General features: G+C 75.4%; 19 protein-coding genes and 2 pseudogenes. 8 read left to right on the plus strand and 13 right to left on the minus strand.

Going from position 1 to position 18,914, the window contains the following annotated elements; translation table 11 throughout:
• The first annotated feature begins 33 nt into the window (after positions 1-33).
• Positions 34-1,845 (plus strand): helix-turn-helix domain-containing protein, encoded by a 1,812-nt coding sequence (locus ABZ881_RS24710; protein ID WP_358488026.1) that lies wholly within the window; start codon positions 34-36, stop codon positions 1,843-1,845.
• 366 nt (positions 1,846-2,211) lie between these two features.
• On the opposite strand, the pseudogene ABZ881_RS24715 reads toward ABZ881_RS24710, so the two are convergent.
• Positions 2,212-2,490, minus strand: a pseudogene (locus ABZ881_RS24715) (SDR family NAD(P)-dependent oxidoreductase); the annotation flags it as partial.
• 68 nt (positions 2,491-2,558) lie between these two features.
• On the opposite strand from ABZ881_RS24715, the gene ABZ881_RS24720 reads away from it, so the two are divergent.
• The gene (locus ABZ881_RS24720) at positions 2,559-3,011 is read left to right on the plus strand and encodes an SRPBCC family protein (RefSeq protein WP_358487962.1); all 453 of its coding nucleotides are present in this window, start codon (positions 2,559-2,561) and stop codon (positions 3,009-3,011) included.
• On the opposite strand, the gene ABZ881_RS24725 is transcribed toward ABZ881_RS24720, so the two are convergent.
• Genes ABZ881_RS24725 through ABZ881_RS24755 form a run of 7 tightly spaced genes read right to left on the minus strand, consistent with a single transcriptional unit; the run spans position 3,002 to position 9,212 of the window.
• Positions 3,002-4,591, minus strand: coding sequence for an NAD(P)/FAD-dependent oxidoreductase (locus ABZ881_RS24725; RefSeq protein ID WP_358487963.1), 1,590 nt, complete (start codon positions 4,589-4,591; stop codon positions 3,002-3,004). The two genes, ABZ881_RS24720 and ABZ881_RS24725, sit on opposite strands and share 10 nt — an antisense overlap.
• Before the next feature lie 49 nt (positions 4,592-4,640).
• The gene (locus tag ABZ881_RS24730; protein ID WP_358487964.1) at positions 4,641-5,357 is read right to left on the minus strand and encodes a RibD family protein; all 717 of its coding nucleotides are present in this window, start codon (positions 5,355-5,357) and stop codon (positions 4,641-4,643) included.
• Positions 5,354-6,280: a lysylphosphatidylglycerol synthase transmembrane domain-containing protein gene (locus ABZ881_RS24735; RefSeq protein WP_358487965.1), complete on the minus strand. Its 927-nt coding sequence runs from the start codon at positions 6,278-6,280 to the stop codon at positions 5,354-5,356. Before ABZ881_RS24735 ends, ABZ881_RS24730 begins: the two co-directional genes overlap by 4 nt.
• Positions 6,277-7,356, minus strand: coding sequence for a glycosyltransferase family 4 protein (locus ABZ881_RS24740; RefSeq protein WP_358487966.1), 1,080 nt, complete (start codon positions 7,354-7,356; stop codon positions 6,277-6,279). Before ABZ881_RS24740 ends, ABZ881_RS24735 begins: the two co-directional genes overlap by 4 nt.
• Positions 7,353-7,751: a 6-carboxytetrahydropterin synthase gene (locus tag ABZ881_RS24745; protein ID WP_358487967.1), complete on the minus strand. Its 399-nt coding sequence runs from the start codon at positions 7,749-7,751 to the stop codon at positions 7,353-7,355. The genes ABZ881_RS24740 and ABZ881_RS24745 overlap by 4 nt, the downstream gene beginning before the upstream one ends.
• The gene (locus ABZ881_RS24750; RefSeq protein WP_358487968.1) at positions 7,718-8,764 is read right to left on the minus strand and encodes a zinc-binding alcohol dehydrogenase; all 1,047 of its coding nucleotides are present in this window, start codon (positions 8,762-8,764) and stop codon (positions 7,718-7,720) included. Before ABZ881_RS24750 ends, ABZ881_RS24745 begins: the two co-directional genes overlap by 34 nt.
• A 37-nt stretch (positions 8,765-8,801) precedes the next feature.
• Positions 8,802-9,212, minus strand: coding sequence for a LysR substrate-binding domain-containing protein (locus ABZ881_RS24755; protein WP_358488028.1), 411 nt, complete (start codon positions 9,210-9,212; stop codon positions 8,802-8,804).
• Here ABZ881_RS24755 and ABZ881_RS24760 point away from each other — a divergent pair.
• The 4 genes and pseudogenes from ABZ881_RS24760 to ABZ881_RS24775 form a co-directional block, all read left to right on the plus strand.
• Positions 9,168-9,521 (plus strand): annotated as a pseudogene (locus ABZ881_RS24760) (hypothetical protein); the annotation flags it as partial. The gene ABZ881_RS24755 and the pseudogene ABZ881_RS24760 overlap by 45 nt on opposite strands.
• Positions 9,522-9,853: 332 nt before the next feature.
• A complete protein-coding gene (locus ABZ881_RS24765; RefSeq protein ID WP_358488031.1) occupies positions 9,854-10,048 on the plus strand; it encodes a hypothetical protein in 195 nt (64 codons plus the stop codon).
• 76 nt (positions 10,049-10,124) lie between these two features.
• Positions 10,125-11,687, plus strand: a complete 1,563-nt coding sequence (locus ABZ881_RS24770; protein WP_358487969.1) for an MFS transporter — start codon at positions 10,125-10,127, stop codon at positions 11,685-11,687.
• Between the two features lie 98 nt (positions 11,688-11,785).
• Positions 11,786-12,358, plus strand: a complete 573-nt coding sequence (locus ABZ881_RS24775; protein WP_358487971.1) for a TetR family transcriptional regulator — start codon at positions 11,786-11,788, stop codon at positions 12,356-12,358.
• 76 nt (positions 12,359-12,434) lie between these two features.
• Here ABZ881_RS24775 and ABZ881_RS24780 read toward each other — a convergent pair whose 3' ends face one another.
• The 4 genes from ABZ881_RS24780 to ABZ881_RS24795 all read right to left on the minus strand — a co-directional run bounded on the left by ABZ881_RS24780 (position 12,435) and on the right by ABZ881_RS24795 (position 15,592).
• Positions 12,435-13,520 (minus strand): ABC transporter permease, encoded by a 1,086-nt coding sequence (locus tag ABZ881_RS24780; protein WP_358487972.1) that lies wholly within the window; start codon positions 13,518-13,520, stop codon positions 12,435-12,437.
• A gap of 56 nt (positions 13,521-13,576) precedes the next feature.
• On the minus strand, positions 13,577-14,047 hold the full coding sequence (locus tag ABZ881_RS24785) for a hypothetical protein (RefSeq protein ID WP_358487974.1): 471 nt from the start codon (positions 14,045-14,047) through the stop codon (positions 13,577-13,579).
• Between the two features lie 94 nt (positions 14,048-14,141).
• Positions 14,142-15,008: an LLM class F420-dependent oxidoreductase gene (locus ABZ881_RS24790; RefSeq protein ID WP_358487975.1), complete on the minus strand. Its 867-nt coding sequence runs from the start codon at positions 15,006-15,008 to the stop codon at positions 14,142-14,144.
• Positions 15,009-15,034: 26 nt separating this feature from the next.
• Entirely contained in the window at positions 15,035-15,592 is a 558-nt protein-coding gene (locus tag ABZ881_RS24795; protein WP_358487976.1) for an SDR family oxidoreductase, read from the minus strand.
• A 92-nt stretch (positions 15,593-15,684) separates the two neighbouring features.
• On the opposite strand from ABZ881_RS24795, the gene ABZ881_RS24800 reads away from it, so the two are divergent.
• Positions 15,685-16,293, plus strand: coding sequence for a TetR/AcrR family transcriptional regulator (locus ABZ881_RS24800; RefSeq protein ID WP_358487977.1), 609 nt, complete (start codon positions 15,685-15,687; stop codon positions 16,291-16,293).
• A gap of 79 nt (positions 16,294-16,372) precedes the next feature.
• Entirely contained in the window at positions 16,373-16,927 is a 555-nt protein-coding gene (locus ABZ881_RS24805) for a 3-keto-5-aminohexanoate cleavage protein (RefSeq protein WP_358487979.1), read from the plus strand.
• Between the two features lie 51 nt (positions 16,928-16,978).
• Here ABZ881_RS24805 and zwf read toward each other — a convergent pair whose 3' ends face one another.
• Positions 16,979-18,475: a glucose-6-phosphate dehydrogenase gene (gene zwf, locus ABZ881_RS24810; RefSeq protein WP_358487980.1), complete on the minus strand. Its 1,497-nt coding sequence runs from the start codon at positions 18,473-18,475 to the stop codon at positions 16,979-16,981.
• Positions 18,476-18,914 lie beyond the last annotated feature (439 nt).

An 18,914-nucleotide genomic window follows, 5' to 3' on the forward strand; every position in this document is an offset into this window, starting at 1 on the left:
GCCTTCATCAACGGTGAGGGGGCGGCTGTGCGGATGCACCGGCGCGACGTCATGCGCACCCACCGCGAGCTGGTGCTCGGCGGGGACGACGGGCAGGACACCGGCGATCCGGCGGCCCGCGGCACGGTCCGCGACGAGATCGTCTCCTCGTGGCGGCGCTGCCGGCTGGTCGGCGTCACCACCAGCGGCGAGGACGTGCCCTACCGGGCGGAGTTCGAGCGTCCCAACCGGCTGCTGCGCGCCGCCGATCCGGTGATCGGCAGGCTCGCCGACCAGATCGACGACGGCCCGGCCACCATCCTGCTCGCCGACTCCGACGCCCAGATCATCGACCGGCGGGCCGGTCGCCGCGAGCTGGCGAACGCGCTCGACCGGCTGCTGGTGGCCCCCGGCTTCACCTACGCCGAGGAGTTCACCGGCACCAACGGCATCGGCAGCGCGCTGGAGGAGTGCCGGCCGTTCGTGGTGTCCGGCGCCGAGCACTTCCGGGACAACCTGCAGCAGTTCACCTGCATGGGCTCGCCGATCCGGCATCCGGTCACCGGCCGGATCGAGGGCGTGCTCGACGTGACCTGCCGGGTGGAGGACCGGCACGAGCTGCTGGCGCCGCTGGTGCTCGCCGCGGTCCGGGAGATCGAGGCCCGGATGGTCGCCGACGCCTCGCGCCGCGAACAGATGCTGCTCGACCGGTTCGTGCGCGCCGACCGGCGCAGCACGGCGGCCGTCGTCTCGCTGAACGAGAACGTGGTGATCGCGAACACCGCCGCCGCCGGCCTGGTCGAGCTGTCCGACCAGGCGGTGCTCTGGGACTGGGCGTGCCGGATCCTCGGCACCCGCGACGAGTTCACCGGCGACATCCGGCTGCCCAACGACGTCGTCGTGCAGGCCAGGGCGACCCGGGTGGGCGAGCGCGGCGCGACGGCCGGCGTGGTGATCGAGATGCGGCCGCAGCCGGACCGCGCGGCGCCGTCCGGGCGCACGCGGCAGCGCACCCGGGCCGGGGCGGGCGAGGGGCGGCTGGTCGGCCGGAGCGTCGCGAGCAGCCGGTTGCGCGACGCCGTCGACGCCGCGCTGGCCGCCGGCCGGCCGCTGCTGGTCTGCGGCGAGCCGGGGGCCGGCAAGCTGTTCGTCGCCACGCACGTGCACGGCAGGCGCGCCCCCGGCGCGCCGGTCACCGTGCTCGACGCGGTGCTGTCGGCGGACGACCCGACCGGCTGGCTGGGCCGGCTGACGGACGCGCTGGACGGCCCGGGCGGCGTCGTACTGCGCCATCTCGACCAGCTCGCGCCCGCCGTCGCCGCCCGGGTGGCCGCCGTCGTGGAGCAGGTGACGACGGCCCGGCTGGTCGCGACCGCCCGGCACCGCGGCGGCGCGGGCGCGGCGAGCCGGGTGCTCGACCACTTCCCGGTGTCGGTGACCGTCCCGCCGCTGCGCTTCCGCGGCGAGGACATCGCCGATCTCGCCCCGCTGCTGCTGGGCGCCGGCAGCAGCCGCCGGCCGGTCCCGCGGCTGCAGCCCGGGACGCTGCGCACGCTGGCCGCGCTGGACTGGCCGGGCAACGTGCGCGAGCTCGGCGCCGTGCTGTGCACCGCGGCGGTCTGCTCGCTCGGGTCCGACATCGGGCACCGGCACCTCCCGCCGGAGTACCGCTCCCCGGGCGGTCGGTCCGGCCCGTCGTCGCTGCTGCGCGCCGAGCGGGACACCGTGCTGGAGGCGCTCGCCGAGACCGGCGGGAACAAGGTGGCCGCCGCCGAACGGCTCGGCGTCGCCCGGTCCACCCTCTACCGCAAGCTGCGCCAGCTCGGGATCGACGACCACCGGCTCCCCGGCGCCGATCCGGGCTGACCGCGCCCCCGCGGCGTCACCGGTGGTGCACCGGCTCCCACAGCGCGCCCGGCGTCGGCGCCGGCCCCTCGCCGCGCAGCGACCAGCGGCCCATGACCAGCCCGAGCAGCCGCTGCACCGGGCCGGCGCGAGGTGGTGCGCGGCCACCAGCAGCCGGCCCGGGAGCCCGCCGGCGACGGTCTCGGCGCGGGGCCTGCGCAGCCGGGCGACGATGGTGCGGGCCACCCGCTCCGGTGCCGCCACCGGCGGCGGCGGGGCGACCCGGCGGCCGGTGTGGTCGGCCGACACCGACCAGATCGGGGTGTCGACGGCGCCGGGCAGCACCGTGCACACGTGCACCCCGCGCACCCCGGCACGGCGCAGTTCGGACCAGCCGCCGACGTTGACCTCCAGCACCCGGGCGGTCTGCTCCGGCGGGGTGTCCAGCACCGTGCCGAACAGCGCGACCCCGGCGCAGTTCACCCAGCCCTCGACCGGGCCGAGCCGTTCGGTGACCACGGTCGCCGCCCGGGCGACCGATCCGGCGTCGGCGACGTCGGCCGGTACCGCCACCGCCCGGCCGATCCCGCTGGACGCCCCGGTCACCACCACCACCGCACCGTCGAGCCGCATACCGGTGCTGCTACCCGCTCCGGGCCGGTGCATGCCGGGCGGAGTGCATCGCGGCCCGGCGGGTAGGCGGCGCGGATCCGCACGACGAGAGGAGCCGGGACGTGATCGAGGTACGACGCAGGCTGGGGGCGACGCCGGGGCAGGTCGACGCCGTGCTGGCGGACGGCTGGACCTACGGGCTGTGGGTGGTGGGCGCCGTGCACATCCGGGAGGTATCGGAGGACTGGCCGAATCCCGGTGCCCGGATCCGGCACAGCATCGGCGCCTGGCCGCTGATGATCGAGGACCGGACCGACGTCGAGGAGTACGAGCCGGGGCGGCTGCTGCAGCTGCGCGCGCACGCCGGCCCGGCCGGGACCGCCCGGGTCCGGCTGGAGTGGGAGCCCGACGGCGCCGGCAGCACGGTGCGGATGTCCGAGGACGCGATCGCCGGGCCGGGCCGGCTGGTGCCGCCGCCGGTGCGCGCGCCGCTGCTGCGGCTGCGCAACGGGGAGAGCCTGGCCCGGCTCGCCGCGATCGCCCGGGGCCGGCCCGAGCAGCCGGATCAGGCGTAGAGCCGCCGGTGCGCGAACCTGACCGCCCCGCGGTAGAGCGGGCCGGTCCGGCCGGTCGCGGCGAGCGCGGCCCGGGCGGCGTTCCCGCCCGGCCCGCCGTGCACGGCGCCGCCGGGATGCGCCGACGCGCCGGACAGGAACAGCCGGTCGATCGGGGTGTCGGCCCGGCCGAGCCCGGGGACCGGCCGGAACACCAGCTGCTGGTGCGGGGCGCAGGTGCCGCCGGTGATCGCGCCGTCGACCAGGTTGGTGTCCTGGGCCTCCAGGTCCGCGGGCCCGGCGACGGCGCGGGCCCGGATCAGCGACCGGAACCCGGGCGCGTGCGCCTCAACGACCTGCTCCATCCGGTCCGCCCAGCGCAGCACGTCGTCGGTTCCCCAGCCCAGGCCGCGTGGCACGTGGGTGTAGGTCCAGGCGGACTCGGTGCCGGGTGGTGAGCGGTCCGGATCGGCCGTCGTCATCTGGCCGAACAGCAGGAACGGGTCCTCGGGCAGCCGTCCGGAGGTGAGATCGGCGGCGTAGCGGCGCAGGCCGTCGACGTCCGCGCCGAGGTGCACGGTGCCCGCCGAGCGGGCGCCGGGCGCCGCCCACGGGACCGGCCCGTCCAGCGCCCAGTCCAGCTTGACGGTGGAGAAGTCCCAGTGGAACCGGTCGAGATCGGCGACGAACCGGGCGGGCAGGTGCTCCTCGCCGACCAGGTCCCGGTACAGCCGGGGCGCGTCGACGTCGGCGAGCACGGCGCGCCGGGCGGCGATCCGGTTCCCGGCGGCGTCCGCCACCCCGGTGGCGCGACCCCGGTGCACCAGCACCGAGCTGATCGGCCGGCCGCACTCGACGCGCCCGCCGCGGGTCGCCAGCCGGGCGACGAGCGCGTCGGTCAGCGCGCCCGAGCCGCCGACCGGCACCGGGAACCCGATCTGCTGGCCGAGCATGGTGAGCAGCCACCCGTAGGCGGCGCTGCCCGCCGAGTCCGGGCCGAGATCGGTGTGCAGTGCGTTGCCGGCCAGCAGCAGCGCCGCCGCCGAGCCGCCGAACCGCTCGCGGGCCATCCGGTCCACCGGCTGCACCAGCATCCGGGCCAGCCGCAGCGCGTCCCCGGCGCCGAGGGTGCGCAGCAGCCGCCCGGCCGGGCGCACCGGAGGGAAGGGGCGCAGCGCCGCCTCCAGCACGTCGCCGCCGATCCGGTCCCAGTCGGCGGCCAACGCCCGCCAGGCGTCGCCGTCACCGGGATGGTCGGCGTCCAGCGCGGCGGCGGTGTCGTCGACCGAGCGGTGCAGCACCGCGCAGCGGCCGTCCAGGGTGGGATGGGCGACCACGGCCGGGGCGTGCCGCCAGCGCAGTCCGTGCGCCGGCAGGTCCAGGTCGCGCAGCACCGGGGAGGCCGCGCCCATCGGGTGGAAGGCGCTGGCCAGGTCGTTCACGAAGCCGGGCGCGGTGATCTCGGCGGAGCGCACCGCGCCGCCGGGGGTGTCCGACGCCTCGCAGACCAGCACCTCCCATCCGGCGTCGGCCAGCAGGTTCGCCGCGACCAGGCCGTTGTGGCCCGCCCCGATCACGACGGCGTCGACACGTTCGGTCATCCGATCCACGCCGGGCGCGTACCCGCCGGAGCCGTGGTCATGCGGCCGGTCACCCGAGCACGTCGTAGGCGACGAGCACGTCGTCCTCGACCGAGTGCAGGCAGGCGCGGCGCAGCGCGATCCCGTCGGCGACCCGGTTTACCCCGAGATCCCCGACGGCCTCCACCCCGGTGCCGATGATCCGCGGCGCGATCCCGACGACGACCCGGTCGACCAGGCCGGCGGCGAGCAGCGCGGTCAGCAGCCGGGCGCCGCCCTCGACCATCACCGAGCGGATCCCGTCGGCGTGCAGCACGGCCAGCGCGGCCGGCAGGTCGACGCCGCCGGGTGCGGCCGGGACCTCCCGGATCCCGGCGCCGGCCCGGTCGATCCGGTCCCGGTCGGCGTCCGACGCGCGGTTCGTGGTGATCAGCACGGTGTCCGGCGGCCCGGTGAGCAGCTGCGCCCCGGAGGGGGTGCGCAGCGTGCTGTCGATGACCACCCGCAGCGGGGACGCGCCCGGCACCAGCCGCACGTCGAGCCGCGGATCGTCGCGCACCGCCGTCCCGGCGCCGACCACGACGGCGTCGCAGCGGGCCCGCACGGCGTGTGAGACGGCCCGCTCGGGCTCGCAGCTGATCCACTTGGAGTCTCCGCCGACGGCGGCGATCCGGCCGTCCAGGGTCTGCGCGTACTTGAGGACGACGTGCGGGCGGTCCGGGTGCGTGCGGAACGCCCCGACCAGCTCGGCGGCCACGGACTCGGCGGTGGTGGCGGTACCGGTCATGGTGCCCTCCGGTCGGGGACGGTGTCGGTGCGCAGCACAGCATGACCCCGCCACGATCGGGTGAGCGTGAGCGCGCCGGGCAGGGAGCCGACCAGGCTCAGCAGGCCGAACAGCACCGCGGTGGCGAACCCGGCCGCCGGGTCCAGCGCGGCCGCGCCGAACATCCCGGCGGTGACGCCCTCGCGGGGGCCCCAGCCGCCGACGTTGAGCGGGATCGCCATCGCGAGCAGGCCGAACACCAGCAGCGGCAGCAGCACCGGGAGCGGGGCGTCCACCCCGGCGGTGCGGGCGGCGACGACGAACAGCGCCAGGTGGCAGCCGAGCCCGGTCAGCGACAGGATCACCACGGCCGGGCCGCGGTCGCGGGACAGCAGGACGACGCGGACGTCGTCCAGCCAGCCGCGCGGGCCCGGCTGCGCGCCCGGCCCGGTCCGGGTCCGGTACAGCACGGCGACGACCGCGGCGAGCAGCACCGGCACCAGCAGCGCACTCGGATGGCCGGTGACGACGGCGAGCAGGGCCAGGCAGCCCAGCAGCACCACGACCTGGCCGCCGGCCCGCTCCAGCACGACGGCGCGGAAACCGGCCCGGCCGCCCGCTGTGGGCAGGCCGTGCGCGACGGCCCGGTGCGCGTCGCCGAGCATCCCGGCGGGCAGCACCGAGTTGAGCAGCTGCGCCCGGTAGGTGTCGGCGACGGCGGTGCCCAGCGGCACCGGTGCGCCGATCCCGCGGGCCACCACGTACCAGCGCAGCGCGGTGCAGACGGTCGCGGCGAGGCCGAGCAGCAGCGCCACCGCGAGCACCGCGGGGGTGAGCGAGCGCAGCCCGTGCAGCAGCTCGGCGGTGCCGAGCTGGGTGGCGAGCAGGGCGAGCAGGGCGAGGGTGACCGCGATCCGCAGCAGCACGCCGGCGGCGGCGCTCATCGCAGCGCCGCCGGCCGGTGGGCGGTGAGCGCCGCGTCCACCGCGGCGACGGTGTCCTCCCAGCCGGGCAGGGTGTCCCGGCGGGCGCGGGCGAGCCCGCGGGCCCGCTCCCGCAGGTCCGGATCGGTCAGCCAGCGGCCCAGCGCGGCGGCCAGCCCGCCCGGGTCGCCCGGCGGCACCAGCAGCTCCGGCGCCGCGGCCGTGCCGAGCGCGTCCGGCAGGCCGCCGGTGCGGCTGGCGAGCACCGGGATCCCGCGGGCCAGCGCCTCGGTCACCACCATCCCGTAGGACTCCACCCGGGACGGCGCGACGAGCAGATCGGCGACCGCGTACTCGGCGTCCAGCGCGGCCCCGGCGCGGGCCCCGGCGAGGGTGATCCGGCCGTCCAGGCCGCGCTCGCCGAGCGTGCGGCGCAGCGCGGCGCCGAACCCGGGCTGCCGCCGTTCGGGGCCGACGATCCGGCACCGCCAGTCGTGCCCGCGCACCTCGGTGAGCGCGTCGACGAGCAGGTCGTGGCCCTTGGTGGGGCCGAGCGAGCCGACGCTGAGCAGGCCGCCCGCGCCGTCGGTGCCCGGCGCGATCCCGGCCGGGTCGGTGCCCGGGACGGCGACGTGCACCGTCGCCGGATCGAGCCCGTGCCGCCCGACGAGCCGGTCCGCGGTCCACCGGCTGGTCGCGATGACCGCCCGGGCCGCGCGCAGCACCTGCGCCTCCCGCTCCGGGAGCCCGGCGGGGGAGCCCGGTTCCTCGCCGAGCGGGAGATGGACGAGCACGACGACGTCGAGCCGCGCGGCCTGCGGCAGCACGACGGCGGGCGCCGCGCAGCCGACCAGGCCGTCGAGCAGCACGGTGGCGCCGTCCGGCAGCGCGGCCAGCTCGCGGGCCAGCCGGGCGGAGCTGGCCGGCCCGGGCTCCGGCCACTCGCCGGGCAGCGTCAGCTGGTGCACCGTCCGCCCGGCCCGGCGCAGGCCGTCGCGGACCCGCCGGTCGTAGGCGTTGCCGCCGCTCGGCCGCAGCGGGTCGTCGACGTCGCCGGGGACCAGCAGGTGCACCGGGTCCGCGTTGCCCGCCGTCACAGGTCCCGCTCGTAGGCGGCCGATGCCACGTGCGACTCGCCCAGCGAGACGGCCAGCCCGGCCAGCCCGCGCGCGCCCTCGCCGAGCGCGCCGGCGTGCACCCGCTCGGCGAGCCGGTCGGCGACCACCTTCGCCAGGAACTCGGTGGAGGTGTTGACGCCGGCGAACGCGGGCTCGTCGTCCAGGTTGCGGTAGTCGAGCTCGCCCAGGATCGCCTTCAGCTCCTCGGTCGCCCGGCCGATGTCGACGACGATGCCGTCGTCGTCGAGCTCGCGGCGGCGGAACGTGGCGTCCACCACGTAGGTGGCGCCGTGCAGCCGCTGTGCGGGTCCGAACACCTCCCCACGGAAGCTGTGCGCGATCATGAAATGGTCACGGACGGTGATGCTGAACATGCAGTCTCCTCACGGGGATGTCGGGGCTCCCCGTAGTCCACACGGATGGCGAGCGCGTCCTGTTCACCGCCCGCCACGATCCGGTCCAGTGCGGCGGGAAGATTTTCGAACCGGACACGGCCGGTGACGAGGCCGTCGAAGACCGGATCGGCGAGCAGCCCGAGCGCGACGGCCAGGCGGTCGGCATGGCTGCGCCGCCCGCGACGGGCGGGGGCGACGGCGCCGACCTGGCTGGAGCGGATCGCCAGGCGGCGCGAGTGGAAGTCCGAGCCGAGCGCGACGGTGACCGGGCGGTCGCCGTACCAGCTCAGTTCCAGCACCGTGGCCTCGTCGGCGAGCAGTTCCAGCGAGCGGCTCAGGCCGTCGCCGGTGCCGCTGGTGTGCACGACCAGGTCGCGGCCGGTGCTGGCGTCGGCGGGCAGCGCGAACCCGGCGCCGATCCGCTCGGCGATCTGTGAGCGGGACGGCTGGACATCCACGATCTCGACGTCGACGCCGGGGAATCGGGCCAGCAGCGCGGCGACGGCGCAGCCGACCGGGCCGGCCCCGACCACGCTGACCCGGTCGCCGATCAGCGGCGCCGCGTCCCACAGCGCGTTCACCGCGGTCTCCACGGTGCCGGCCAGCACCGCGCGGCCGGCGGGTACGTCGTCCGGGACCGGCACCACCGCCGCGGCCGGGACGACGTAGCGGGTCTGGTGCGGGTACAGGCAGAACACGGTGCGGCCGAGCAGCCCGGGCGGGCCCTGCTCGACGACGCCGACGTTGAGGTACCCGTACTTCACCGGGCCGGGGAACGCGCCCTCCTGGAACGGGGCGCGCATCCGGTCGTACTCGGCGGGCGGGACCCCGCCGCGGTGCACCAGGCCCTCGGTGCCGCGGCTGATCCCGGTGTGCAGGGTGCGGACGACGACGTCGTCCGGGCCGGGTGCGGGCAGCTCGACGTCGCGGATCTCGCCGCGGCCGGGTTCGACCAGCCAGTAGGCCCGGTCGGGCGTCTGTCGTCGGGTCACCCGGTCACGGTAGGTCGGGAACGTCCGGTCGGCGCGGTCACCGGGGCAGCAGCCGCGCGGCCTCCGCGTGCACCGTCCTGACCAGCGCGGCGGCCGCGCCGGACGGCGACGGTGCGGTCACCACCCGCAGCGACCGGTCCGGTACCCCGGCCGGGTCGTGCACCGGCAGCCAGCGCACATCGTGCGGGACCGAGTCGGCGGCCAGGCCGGGGACCAGGGTGATCCCCAATCCGGCCGCGACCAGCCCGAACCGGGTCGCCCAGTGCCGCACCTCGGGCCCGGTGCGCGGCCGCTCCAGTCCCGGCCACGGCCCGAACTGCGGCTCCCCGGCGGGCCCGGTACCGACCACCCGGGTCTCACCGGCGAGCTCCGCGACGTCGACCACATCGTGCCCGGCCAGCCGGTGGTCGGCGGCGACCGCGATGCCCGGCCCGCGCGGCACCTGCACCGGGGTGGCGGCCTCCTGCAGGTCGACCCGCAGCTGCGGGTTGCGGGCCGCGGGCCGGGCGATCGCCCGGGGCAGCAGCACCGCGGCCGCGGTCGGGAACGCCGCGGCCACCAGCTGCCCGGCCAGCCGATCCCGGACGCCGGCGAGCTCGGCCAGCGCGCCGTCCAGCTCGCCACCCTCGGCGACCTGGCCGCCACGTACGGCGACGCCTTCCTCCCGCTCCCGCTCGACGTCACCGTCCGGGACGCGGTGTTCGACGCCGTCCGGGGGGCGGCCGAGCACTTCGTCCGGATCGACGTCGTGGTCAACAACGCCGGCTACGGGCACTTCGGCGCCGTCGAGGAGCTGACCGAATCGGACGTCCGGGCCCACTGGAGCCGAACTTCTTCGGCGCGCTGGGGGTGCTCCAGGCCACCCAGCCGGTGCTGCTGCCGCTGCTGGTGTTCGGCCTGCTCGCGATGGCGATCCCGGGATCGGGGCGTACCACGCGTCGAAGTGGGCGGTGGAGGGTCTGGTCCAGTCGCTGGTCCAGGAGATCGAGGGATCCGGGATCCGGGTGACCAGCATCGAGCCCGGCCCGGTACGAGACCGGCCGGCTGGAGATCGGGGCCCGGCGCAGCGCCCCGCTGCGGTCCGATCCGGTGTCGTTCGAGATCGGCGACCCGGCGGCGACCGTGCCCGCGCTGTTCGCGGTGGTCGACGTCGGCGGTCCGCCGCCGCGGGTCTTCTTCGGCCGGTCCTTCGAGCCGGTCCGCGAGCAGTACCTGGCCCAGCTCGCGGAGTGGGAGCGCTGGCAGGGCGTGGCGCTCGCCGCGTTCGGCACCGCTGGGAAGTGACCCGCGGCGGTGGCTCCAGAAAGTAGAACGATGATACAATTAGTACGATCGTTCAAGCTTATGGCTGGAGTCCCGCGTGCCCCCATCACCCGCCGTCGTCCGGGCCGGTCCCCGTCAGTGGATCGGATTGGCCGTGCTCGCGCTGCCCACCGCGTTGCTCGGGCTGGACGTCACCGTGCTGTACCTGGCACTCCCGGAGCTGTCGCTGGATCTGCGGCCCAGTAGTACCCAGGCACTGTGGATCATGGACGTCTACGGGTTCATGATCGCCGGACTGCTGATCACGATGGGCACCCTCGGGGACCGCACCGGGCGGCGTCGGCTGCTGATGATCGGGCTCGTCGCGTTCGGCGCCGCCTCGGTCGCCGCGGCGTTCGCGACCTCCGCGGAGATGCTGATCGCCGCCCGCGCCGCGCTCGGCGTCGCCGGTGCGACGCTGATGCCCTCGACGCTCGCACTGATCGGGAACATGTTCACCGACGTCCGGCAGCGCGGCCTGGCGATCGGTGTGTGGGCGACCATGTTCGCGCTCGGGATGGCGCTCGGGCCGCTGGCCGGTGGCCTGCTGCTGGAGCGCTTCTGGTGGGGGTCGGTGTTCCTGCTCGGGATCCCGGTCGTCGTGGTCGTGCTGGTCGCCGCCCCGCTGCTGCTGCCGGAGTACCGCGATCCCGCCGCCGGACGCCTCGATCCCACCAGCGTCGCGCTGTCGCTGCTCGCGATCCTGCCGCTGGTCTACGCGGTCAAGCACGGGGCAGCGGCCGGCGTCGACGCCCGCACGGTGGCCGCCGCGACGGCGGGGACGCTGTTCGCGGTGCTGTTCGTCCGGCGGCAGGGCAGGCTGGACGATCCGCTACTCGACCTGCGGCTGTTCCGGGTGCCCGCGTTCGGTGCCGCACTGCTGGTGCTGCTCGTCGCGCTGGTCGGCGTGGGCGGCGCGATGTACCTGGTCACCCAGCACCTGCAGTTCGTGGAGGGGTTCTCCCCGCTCACCGCGGGTCTGTGGATGGCGCCGCCGGCGCTCGCGATGTTCGTCGCGGCGATCGGCGCCCCGCTGCTGGCCCGGCGGATCCGGCCGGGCGTCGTCGTCGCCGCGACGCTGGCCGCCTCCGCGGTGGGCCACCTGCTGTTCGCCGCCGTCGACGGACCGGGCAACACCGGCCTGGTGGTGTCCGCGTTCGCGCTGGTCTATCTCGGGCTCGGCGCGGTGGCCGCGCTCGGCACCGAGCTGGTCGTCGGCAGCGCCCCGGCGCACCGGGCCGGATCGGCGGCGGCGATGTCGGAGACCGTGCAGGAGCTCGGCATCGCGGTCGGGGTGGCGGTGCTCGGCAGCGTCGCGAACGCCGTCTACCGCGCGTCGCTGACCGCCGCCGGACTGCCCACCGCCGCCGGACTGGACGGCGCCGCCGGGCTGCCCACCGCCGCCGGGCTGGACGGCGCCGCTGCGGCGAGCCTGGCCGGCGCGGTCGCCGCCGACCTGCCGCCGGCCGTCCTGGACGCCGCCCGCCACGCCCAGGCCACCGGGCTGGGCGTGGTCGGCGCCGCGACCGGGGTCGCCGTCGCCGCGCTCGCCCTCCTCGCCCTCCTGACGCTACGCCGGGTCGCCCCGGTCGGCCGTCCCGAACCGTCGAGATGCAGCTGAGCGTTCCGGAAAGATCGACTATTCGCGCTGGTGCGCATCTCGCCGGGCCGCGGGGCCCGGCCGATAGCGTGGGGTGGGCGCCGAGCAGAGGGGGTTGCGTGCCGGGCACCGACACACCGTTCGACGGGCGCCGCGCGCGCGGGGAGCGCCGCCGCGCCGAGCTGATCGCGGCGACCCTGCGGGTGGTCGCGCGGGACGGCGCCGCCGGCGTCACGCACCGCAGCGTCGCCCGCGAGGCGGGCACCCCGACCAGCCTCGCCACCTACTACTTCGCCACCCTCGACGACCTGCTGGTCGCCGCGCTGACCGAGGTCGGCCGGGACTACGAGCGGATCCTGCGGGCGGCGCTGGACTCCGGTGCGGACCCGCTGACCGGGCTCGCCCGGCTGCTCGCCGACTCCGGCACCGGGGCGGGCCGCGGCCGGGCGCTGGCCGAGCGCGAGCTGTCCACACTGGCTGCCCGGCGCCCGGCGCTGCGCGGGCTCGCGCACGGCTGGCGGGCGCTCGTCGCCGAGATCGCCCGCACCCGCACCGACGACCCGCACGCCGCGACCGCACTGATCGCCACCGCGGACGGGCTGTGCGCCTCGATCCTGCTCGACGACGAGCCGCCCGATCCGGAGCGGTTGCGGGCCGTCCTGGAGCGGGCGCTGGGTGTGGCCCGGACGTGACCCGGTGCGCCGGTGCCGACGCCGGTGCCGACGGCTGCCTGCCGCCGGGGGGACTGCACGCGGTCCGGCCAGCGGCTCAGCGCCCGGCGCGGGTTCGGTAGAGCCGCCGGGCCCACAGGCGGCTCGCCACGGTGATCAGCACACACCAACCGACGGCGAGCGCGGCGCTGGTGCCGAGCCCGTCGGCCGGGCCGATCCCGAGCAGCCCGCGCAGCGCGTCGATCATCGGGCTGAACGGCTGGTACTCGGCGAACCAGCGCAACCCGGCCGGCATCGAGCCGGTGGGCACGAAGCCGCTGCTGAGGAACGGCAGCAGCACCAGGAACAGCGGGGTGTTGCTGGCCGACTCGACGGTGTCGGCGGCCAGCCCCAGCGCCACGGTGAACCAGGTCAGCGCGACCGTGACCAGCGCCAGCAGGCCGATCGTGCCGAGCCAGCCGAGCGGCCCGGCGGTGCTGCGGAAGCCCATCGCGACCGCCACCAGCCCGACGACGGCGAGCGCGACGGCGGTCTGCGTGAACGCGGCGACGACGTGCCCGGTGAGCACGCTGATCCGGGCGATCGCCATCGTCCGGAACCGGGCGACGATCCCCCCGGTCATGTCGGTGGCCACCCCGAGCGCGGTCGCCAGCGCGACGCTGGAGATCGTCATCAGCAGGGATCGCCGGGGTGATGTAGACGAGGTACTCGGTGCGGCCGGCCCCCGGTCCGGCGAGAGCGGCGCCCATCGTCGCGCCGAAGGCGTGCACGAACAGCAGCAGCACGATCGGCTGCGGAGCTCGGCCGAGGCGGCGCTCTGCACTCGGACGCCGCCGTAGCCGCTGCGGATCGTGTACGGACCGAGCCTGCCCTCGGTGTGGATCTCGCCGCAGGACGTCCTGGCGTCCAGTGCGGAACCGGCCGGGAGGCCGATCTGCACCGCGATCGACCGCCCGGGCGTGCGTGGCGTGAGCTTCTGCAGCAGGCCCAGCGGGGGACCGGTGACGCGCAGCTCGGTCCCGGTGAGCTCGATCCGGAAAGGCTCCGCCTGTGCCCGGTCGGCGGGTGCGGCGGCGTGCACCCCGACGGTCGTGTCGGTTCGGGCGGAGGCGACGACCCGGAGCTCGCCGATCGGCAGCTCGACGGTCACCATGATCGGATCGGGGGTGTCGACGGTGGGCATGGTTCGTCGCCTCCTCGGCGCCACGCGGGCACCGTGAGTGGGAAGGTCGGTGCGGCTCAGCCGAACCGGCCGGTCCGGCGCTGTTCGCCGGCCGGTGCGCACGGTGGATCGAGTGCGGCGGACGCGACCCGGGTCAGCCAGGTGTTCACGCTGAGGCCGTCGCGGGCGGCGGCCTCCTCGATCCGGGCCTTGAGGCTCTCCGGCGGCCGGAAGTTGATCCGGGCGACCGGCCCCTCGGGCTCCTGCGGTGGCGCCACGGACGGCACCGATGGCGCCGATGGCGCCACTGCGGGAGTGGTGCTGACCACGAACTCGGGATCGGACCCGCTCAGTCGCAGGTGCACCGGGCCGGGCACGAGATCGAGGGTGATCTCGTCGGCGGCCGCGGTCAGCGCCTCCAGCAGGACCAGGCGCAGGGTGGACTCCAGCGGGCCCATCAGGCGTTCGGCGAGGTCGCGGACGTCGTCACCCGCGACCTCGCCGACGGCCGCGAACTGGGTCCGGAGCCGGTCGACATATCCGTCCAACTGAATGGCGCCACCATGGCGCACAGTGGCGCAGCTTGCAAGGCGCAAGCGGGCCCCCGCGGTCTCCCGCGGGGGCCCGGTGTCTGTCCGGGGCTCAGCCCAGCTGGCCCGCCGCCGCCCCGACGACGTCGACGATCCGCCCCGGCTCCGGGATCCGCCGGGCGAAGACGTAGACCGTGCTGAACCCCAGGTCGCGTTGCGCCGACGCGGCCCGGACGACGTCGTCGGCGGTGGTGTCCGGGTCGATCCCGATCATCGCGGTCTTCTCGATGTCGGCGTAGTCGCGCCCGACCGCGTCGCAGTGCGCCCGCAGCACGTCGAGCTTTCGGGCCGACTCCGGCGTCGCGGCGATGTTGCAGGCGTCGGCGTACTGCGCGACCAGCCGCAGCGTGCGCTTCTCGCCGGATCCGCCGATCAGCAGGTAAGGGTGCGGCCGCTGCAGGGTCTGCGGCACGTTCAGGGTGCGGCCGAGCCGGTAGTGCTCGCCGGTGAACGGGTCGTCGGAGTCCGACCACATCTGCAGGCAGATCCGGATCGCCTCCTCCAGTCGCTCGAACCGCTCCCGGGTCGGCGGGAAGCCGAAGCCCAGTCCTGCGGACTCGTCGGCCGCCCAGGCCGCACCGACGCCCAGTCCGGCGCGGCCGCCGGACAGCACGTCCAGGGTGGAGACCTGCTTCGCGACCAGGGCCGGCTCCCGGTAGGTGACGCCGGTGACGAGCGTGTGCAGCCGCACCCGCTCGGTGGCCGCCGCGAGGAAGCCGAGCGTGGTGTACGCCTCCAGCATGTCGTTCTCGAACGGGCCGAGACCGACGTTGCCGCCGAGCTGCCAGAAGTGGTCCATCACGGTGATCCGGCTGATGCCCGCGGCCTCCGCGTCCCGGGCGTGCCGGGCGAGCGCGGGGCCGAGCGCCGCGGCGCCGCCGTTCCAGGTGAAGTCGGCGATGTGCAGTCCGAGTTCCATACGGTCTCCTGTTCTCGTCGTCCGGGTCAGAGCTGCTTCTCGCCGCCGTCGACGTAGAGGTTCGCACCGAGCACGAAGCTGCTCTGCGCGGACGCGAGGAAGGCGACGGCGTCGGCGACCTCGTCCGCGGTGCCCGCGCGGCCGAGCGGCACCTTCGCCGCGAAGCCAGCCCGGGTCGAGGAGTTCACGATCACCGAGGCGCCGTCGTTGAGCAGTGGCAGCGCCTTCTGCACGGTGAACAGCGTGCCGCGCACGTTGACGTCGAAGATCCGGTCGACGTGCTCCTCGGTGATCTCGCCGAGCGGACGGAACTCCGCCGTCCCGGCGTTCGCGAACACGACGTCCAAGCCGTCGCCCCGCTCCCGGACCGCGGCGTAGAGCCGGTCGAGATGGTCCAGGTCGGCGACGTCGCCCGGCACCCCGGTGGCCGGGCCGATCGTCTCGACGGCCGCGTCCAGCTCGGCCTCGTTCCTGCCGGTGACGAACACGTGCGCACCCTCGGCGGCGAACCGCCGGGCGGCCGCCAGGCCGATCCCACTGCTGCCGCCGGTCACCACGGCCGTCCGGCCCTCGAGCTGTCCCATGCCACCCTCTCCCGCCGGTTCAGTACCGATCGGTACTGAAAAGACCATAGCACTTCGGTACCGATCGATACAGAACGAGTAGTCTGGGTCCCGTGACCGGTGCGAAGAAGGCCCCCGTCGGCCGGCCCCGCGGGTTCGACGCCGACGAGGCGCTCGAACGCGCGCTGCTCGTGTTCTGGGAGAAGGGCTACGAGGGCGCCGGCCTCGCCGACCTGACCGCGGCCATGGGCATCACCCGGACCAGCATGTACGCGGCCTTCGGCAACAAGGAGCAGCTGTTCCGCCGGGCCCTGGACCGCTACACCGAGGGACCGGCGTCGTACGGGGAGCTGGCGCTGACCGAGCCCACCGCACTGGCGGTGGCCTCGGCGTTCCTGAACGGCTCGGTCCGGACCACCACCCGTCCCGACGCACCGGCCGGCTGCCTGGGGGTCCAGGGCTCGCTGGCCTCAGGCGAGGCGGGCCGCCCGATCCACGACGCGCTGGTCGAGTGGCGCACCGCGGCCGAGGTGCGGCTCGCGGAGCGCTTCCGGCGGGCGGTCGACGAGGGCGACCTGCCCGCGGGCGCGGACCCGCGGCGGCTCGCCCGCTACATCATGACCGTGGCGAACGGGATCGCCGTGCAGGCGGCGGGCGGGGCGTCGCGGGGGGAGCTGCAGGAGGTCGCCGACACCGCGCTGCGGAACTGGCCGCCGGTCTGACCGGGCTTGACCCTGCCGCGGGGGCATGGTGTTGCGTGGTCCGGGTGAGGCAACCGTTCACCGTCCCGGTGCCCTGCAGGTGGCGCGCAACGGCGACGCCGCGCATCCCGCCATGCCGCGTACGCCGGACGAGATCGCCGCCGCCGCCTGTGTCGCGGCCGGTGCGGACCTGCTGCACCTGCACGCGTTCGACGACGACGGCGTCGAGACGCCGGCCGAGGGCCCGGTGACGGCGGCGATCCGGGCCGTCCGCGGGGTGGGCGTCGAGGCCTGCGTGCTCACCGTCGCCGACGCGGAGCTGCTGGTGCGCCGCGGCGTCGTGCACCGGTTCCGGCGGGTCGTCGTCGAACCCATGGAATCCGATCCGGCGCAGGCGTGCGCGCACGCGATCGCGATGGAGCAGGTCCTGCGCGCCGCCGGGATCGGGATCGAGCAGCTGCACCACGGGATGGGACGGCGTCCTGGCCGGTGCTTCGGCAGGCCGCCGCCCGGGGGCACGGCGTCCGCACCGGGATCGAGGACGTCGGGACGCTGCCGGACGGTGTGGCGGCCGGGGGAACGTCGATCGTCCGGGCCGCGGTGGCGATCCTCGGGAAGGGCGACGCTCTCACGGCGGCCACATCGAGGACGGTGACCCCGACGTCACGAGCCGGCACCGGGTCGGCCGGGACGGGCCCGCGACCCGCTACTTCGTCTCGCGCCAGGCCCGCTCGAACGGCAGCCGCCACATGTTCGGCGCGATGAGCTGGTGGATCGAGTTGGGCCCCCAGGTGCCCGGCGGGTAGCGCTTGACGACGGGCGGGTCGTCCAGCAACGGCTGCGACCGTTCCCACAGGGACTCGATGCCCTCGGCGGTGGTGAACAGGGTGTGGTCGCCGCGCATCGCGTCGAGGATCAGCCGCTCGTAGGCCTCCAGGACGTCGCCCGCGGTCTCGGTCTCCTGGGTGGAGAACTGCATCGACAGCTTCTCCAGTCGCATGCCCGGCCCGGGCCGCTTCCCGTAGAACGACAGCGACACCCGCGACGAGTCGGCGAGGTCGAACGTGAGGTGGTCGGGCCCGGCCTCCCCGACGCCCGAGCCCTGCGGGAACATCGTCCGCGGGGCCTCCTTGAAGGCGATCGAGATGATCCGCTGGCCCTCCGCCATGCGCTTGCCGGTGCGGAGGTAGAACGGCACTCCGGCCCAGCGCCAGTTGTCCAGGCCCACGCGCAGCGCGATGAAGGTCTCCGTGTCGGAGTCGGGCGACACGCCGCGCTCCTCGCGGTAGCCGCCGTACTGGCCGCGGACGACCTCGTGCGGGTGGATGGGCAGCATCGAGCGGAAGACCTTGTTCTTCTCCTCGCTGATGGCGCGCGGCTCCAGGGCCGTCGGCGGTTCCATCGCGACGAACGCCATCACCTGCATGAGGTGGGTAACGACCATGTCCTTGTACGCGCCGGTGGACTCGTAGAAGTCCGCGCGCTGGTCGAGGCCGAGCTGCTCGGGGATGTCGATCTGGACGTGGTCGATGAAGTTGCGGTTCCAGATCGGCTCGAACAGGCCGTTGGCGAAGCGGAACGCGAGGATGTTCTGCGCGGCCTCCTTGCCGAGGAAGTGGTCGATGCGGAAGACCTGCGACTCGTCGAACACCTCGTGGACGTGGTCGTTGAGCTCGATGGCGCTGCGCAGGTCGTGGCCGAACGGCTTCTCCATGACGACCCGGGAGCGGTCCACCAGGTCCGCGTCGTGCAGCATCGTGATCACGTTCTGCGCGGCTTTCGGGGGGACGGACAGGTAGTGCAGCCGGCGCGCGCCCTCCCCGAGTTCCGCCTCGGCGGTGGCGACCGCCGTGGCGAGGCCCTCGGGGCCCGCGCCGGTGCCGACGTAGCTGAGCCGCTGGGCGAACCGGTCCCAGGCCTCGTCGATCAGCTTGTGCACGCCGAAGTCGTGCATGGCGCTCTTGGCGAGGTCGCGGAACTCCTCGACGGGCATGTCCTCCATCGCGGTGCCGACGATGCGCACGTCGGGAGCCAGTTCCGACTCGGCGAGATAGGCGAGACCCGGGAGGAGCTTGCGCTTGGCCAGATCGCCGGTGGCCCCGAACAGCACGATCACGTGCGGGGCGGTCGGCTCGACGTCGCGCCGCCGGGGGCGGGAGGCGGGTGACGGATAGGCGATGGTCTGCGCCGCTCGCAGGGACACCGATCTCCTCCTCGAACCGTTCGGGGGTCTGTCCGGAGTCCCGCACACGCGCCGGGCGGAGGCGTCAACCTAGCACGGGCGAACTCGACCGGGAAACGAATGGCCGGTTCGTCGGGTATTGTTCGACGACCTTTCGGGTCCCCGTTTCCGGAATCGTCCCGCCGAACGCGCGGAATGCCCTGCGGTCCACGATGGCCGGTCGTGTCCCGGGAGGACGGGGGTTCCGGCTCGGCAGCACCTGCCCGGTCCCGGCCCGGGACGGACCGTGTCGATACGGACGGGAGCCGTCGACCTGGTCGATTCCACCGGGTGCCCGGACGGGCGCACGGTCCCGATGCCGGGAATGCTTTCCGCCGACGCGATTCTTCCGGTCCGGCGGAGCCGTCGACGATCGGCGACGCCGTCGGGAGGGCCGCGTGGCGAGCCGCCGTTCCGCGGC

Origin of the sequence: Pseudonocardia sp. NPDC046786, from assembly GCF_040645415.1 — a bacterium.
Taxonomy (GTDB): Bacteria; Actinomycetota; Actinomycetes; order Mycobacteriales; family Pseudonocardiaceae; genus Pseudonocardia; species Pseudonocardia kongjuensis.

What these genes read in the sequence shown, in the direction of transcription:
- ABZ881_RS24710 (WP_358488026.1), top strand. Translation starts at nt 34, where the DNA reads ATGCACCGGCGCGACGTCATGCGCACCCACCGCGAGCTGGTGCTCGGC.
- ABZ881_RS24725 (WP_358487963.1), bottom strand. Translation starts at nt 4,591, where the DNA reads ATGACCGAACGTGTCGACGCCGTCGTGATCGGGGCGGGCCACAACGGC.
- ABZ881_RS24730 (WP_358487964.1), bottom strand. Translation starts at nt 5,357, where the DNA reads ATGACCGGTACCGCCACCACCGCCGAGTCCGTGGCCGCCGAGCTGGTC.
- ABZ881_RS24735 (WP_358487965.1), bottom strand. Translation starts at nt 6,280, where the DNA reads ATGAGCGCCGCCGCCGGCGTGCTGCTGCGGATCGCGGTCACCCTCGCC.
- ABZ881_RS24745 (WP_358487967.1), bottom strand. Translation starts at nt 7,751, where the DNA reads ATGTTCAGCATCACCGTCCGTGACCATTTCATGATCGCGCACAGCTTC.
- ABZ881_RS24780 (WP_358487972.1), bottom strand. Translation starts at nt 13,520, where the DNA reads ATGCCCACCGTCGACACCCCCGATCCGATCATGGTGACCGTCGAGCTG.
- ABZ881_RS24790 (WP_358487975.1), bottom strand. Translation starts at nt 15,008, where the DNA reads ATGGAACTCGGACTGCACATCGCCGACTTCACCTGGAACGGCGGCGCC.
- ABZ881_RS24795 (WP_358487976.1), bottom strand. Translation starts at nt 15,592, where the DNA reads ATGGGACAGCTCGAGGGCCGGACGGCCGTGGTGACCGGCGGCAGCAGT.